General features: G+C 37.7%; 1 protein-coding gene and 1 pseudogene. One reads left to right on the plus strand and one right to left on the minus strand.

Going from position 1 to position 2,596, the window contains the following annotated elements:
• Positions 1–2,426, minus strand: a 2,426-nt coding sequence (locus VE944_RS13215; protein WP_324977687.1) for a dynamin family protein, incomplete at its 3' end; no start/stop codon positions are given.
• On the opposite strand from VE944_RS13215, the pseudogene VE944_RS13220 reads away from it, so the two are divergent.
• A pseudogene (locus VE944_RS13220) lies at positions 2,416–2,596 on the plus strand (hypothetical protein); the annotation flags it as partial. The gene VE944_RS13215 and the pseudogene VE944_RS13220 sit on opposite strands and share 11 nt — an antisense overlap.

Here is a 2,596-nt window from a genome sequence, read left to right on the forward strand (position 1 = left end):
GCGCATTTACTGAGAATGACTTCTAGCCCATTCTGTACCTGCTCAAGTTCTTGGCGCTTTTGGTAAATCCACATCTTTTCAGCCTCACGTTGTTCCAGAGTTTCGTTGTGAGCTTTTTCCTGCTGTTCGAGGAGATTTTCATAAAGTGCGATCGCTTGTGCAATTACTCGACTAGCTGATTCAACTCGGTTTTCAAAGACTGAGCCAACAATTTCATCTAACTTCTCGGATATTTTATCTCTTGATTCTTTATCATCAAATTTTTGAAATCCTAGTTCAAAAACTTTCCCTTTTATTTGGTCTTTTAGTCCATCAAAATCTAGCATTCCAAAACCAAACGAACCAGCAATTGTAGCAGCTAAACTTGCAACAATTACGGCAATAAATCCAAGCCCTGTAAATACCATTAATCCAGCTGCTAAAGCGGTACCTATTCCAACACCACCACCAATTCCTCCCATCCCCATAAAGTCATCATTTATACCGTCAATAGAAAGTTTAAGCTGTCCGCTAAAATTTGTTTGGATATTCTGGTCTAGGCTATTAAATTCGCCTTGAATCGCATCTAGTTCATAAGCAATACTAGTGTCTAAGTACTTAATATTTTCTTGTAAAATTACCTCCTTAAGTTTCTTATTTCCCCATTCATCTATTTCTTTTGACAAGTCTCTGATAAATTGATTTGTATAATCTCTTATCAGTTTGTCTTGGCTAAAAACAGGACTGTGTTCAGAATTCCAATATTGACTCTTTTGAGCTATGCGATCGCTCAATCCTTCACGCCACTCATCCCAAGATTCAGCAATTTGCTCAAATACTAGGCCTATCAGTTGATCTGACAATAGATGGATTCTGACATCGCGCCCACTGGCTTCTCCTATTTTTTCTAAAACTTTCTGCTTTTCTGATTCAGAAATTTGAATTTTTCCATCTAAAGTATCCTCTGATTGATGTAGCCCATCTAAACCTTTTTCGATGACTCTATTTATTTGACTAATAGAGTGCTTAATTTTTACTATTCCACTATCAAAGGTCAAAAACTTCTCAAGAGACTGGGTAAAATTTTGGAAGGCTTTCAAATAGTCATCTTCAGTTCCCTGCAAAATTGCATCCAGTGCAGCTTGAGCAGAAATAAAATGAACGCGGTTTTCACCTGCAACTATAGGCTTTTGACCTTGTACAATTCTTTCGATCCTTTGTTGCACTTGCTCACGTCCCTTTTCGCTACGCACTAAATCTATAAAATTTCCTACTACAAAAAGATTGTTAGCAGGTTCATTTTTATTACCATGATTTAGTTGAGTTCTCACATCCTGGAGTAAGTCGCATTCTACCTGAGTTAGAGGACGTAAGGCATTAGTTAGGAATATCACTGCATCCGTATCCTTCAGTAGTTTTTGAGTAATGGCGGTGCGTTCAGGGTGTTCGTTTAATCCTGGAGAATCTACAATTTCTACCCCACTACTACATAACTCTAAATCAGGATGCTCAAAAACGATTTCATCAATTTCATTATGTGCTAGTTCATCACTCAGACATCCAAGTGCTGCATCTTCTGAAATTGTTGCCTTTAGTTGATATTGCTCAAAAGGAATTTCTTCTTCCCGTCCATCTTTATAACGACAGACTACCCGCTTTTGGGTTCCATATTTTAAAACTGTTACCATACCACTACAAGGAATCTCTCTCACAGGTTGAATCTCTTCACCTAGTAAGGCATTAAGTAAGGTTGATTTTCCTTGGCTAAACTCGCCTAAAACTGCTAACCTAAATTGCTGAGATTTTACTTTTTGAGATATTTCCTCTACTTCCTTTATCAAAGTGTGAGGCAATAACCCACGATTGCTACAGTCTTGAATTATCTGAAATAGCTGATAACAATAATTGTCTAATTGTTTACGATATTCTTGAAACTTTTTCAATTCTCCGTAAGATATATTTCTGTGTGGTTTAGTTATTTTGTGTTTTGCTTTAGTAGGTAGAGCGGCTAACATATCACTTGCAGCCTTAACAAATATAGTATCCAGTTCTTGAAAACGAGCAGGGCTGAGTAAAAAATGTACTTCATCTAAAGCAATAGGCTCCACATTTGTTTGATGAGTAAAACCAGCCTCTAAAACTACTAAATGTTGTGGTTTAATGCCTAAGTGCTTGGCGACTATCTCCAAATACTTTTTCTCGCGTGAATCAATTTCGCCATCAGCAGATGACATTTCATAGCCAAAGCTAATCAACAAAAGCTTTTCTGACTCTGAAAGTGGAGCCGCCAATGCTAGTAAATTATTAACTTGCTTATAAACTTGATTTTCTTTGACTCCTTTAATCATCAAATGTGTCAACTTACGCACATCACTTTCTGGATTACTAAATCGATAAAGGGTTGTCAGTAAACGTTGCTTTTCTGACTCTGCGACTGTGCCATCCACAAATATCACTCCCAGCAGCACCGTAACTAAATTTGCGCCTGCAATTCAAACTGGTATTGATGCTGGGAAATATCTACAAGTCTTTAGCAATGGAGTACCCTTAAGCATCGCTAGAGATACAGTTACCGGACAGTTTGTAGGCCATGCTATTGGCGCTACAGTCAACAACA

It is taken from the genome of Nostoc sp. (assembly GCF_035638895.1).
GTDB lineage: Bacteria > Cyanobacteriota > Cyanobacteriia > Cyanobacteriales > Nostocaceae > Nostoc.